Source organism: Arthrobacter arnarulunnguaqae, assembly GCF_051262515.1.
In the GTDB taxonomy this organism is placed as follows: domain Bacteria; phylum Actinomycetota; class Actinomycetes; order Actinomycetales; family Micrococcaceae; genus Arthrobacter_N.
Genome location: NZ_JBIMER010000040.1, coordinates 1 through 612, shown reverse-complemented (window position 1 = coordinate 612; position 612 = coordinate 1). Strand labels below are relative to the sequence as shown.

Annotated in this window: 1 protein-coding gene; it reads left to right on the top strand. The window is 71.7% G+C overall.

From position 1 onward, the window contains the following. A partial coding sequence (locus ACHAAJ_RS15575) for a DUF222 domain-containing protein (protein ID WP_435729157.1) occupies window positions 1-612 on the top strand: 612 nt, incomplete at both ends.

The window sequence follows — 612 nt, the reverse complement described above, 5'->3', positions numbered from 1 at the left end:
GTCACCCAGATCGCGCTGGTCCGGGCGGTGCCCTCCGAGGTCGCCCAGCAGTGCCTGAACCACGCCGAGGTCCTGTCCACCGACCTGCCCGAAACCCTCCACGCCCTCACCGGGGGGACCGTGGATCCCTCCCACGTCGCGGTGATCGCCGAGCAGGTCCTGCGCATCGTCCCGCGGCCCATCCCGGTCCCGGAGTCGAAGGACCCGGCGGCGCGGGAGGAATGGATGCGTCGGGTCGACGCGGAGGAACGCGCGGTGCACGCGGGCCGGAACGAGCTCGGGGGCAGGCTCCTGGACTACGCCGCGGGCCGCAGCCCGGCGTCGGTGCGGCAAAAGGGCAAGGCCCTGTTGGAGAAGTACGATCCCGTGTCGTTCGGGAAGCGGTCCAAGAAGGCCAAGGACGACCGGTGGGTGCGCGTGGAGCCCGGGAACAACGGCATGGCCTACCTCACCGCCGCGCTGACCTCGGCGACGGCCGAGGCGATCTACGACCGGCTGGACCGACAGGCGAAAATCCTCAAGGACACCCCCGCGGACCCGGACGGGACGCCGGAGGAGCGGACCCTGGACCAGCTGCGCACCGACGCGCTCACCGACCAGCTGCTCGCAGGA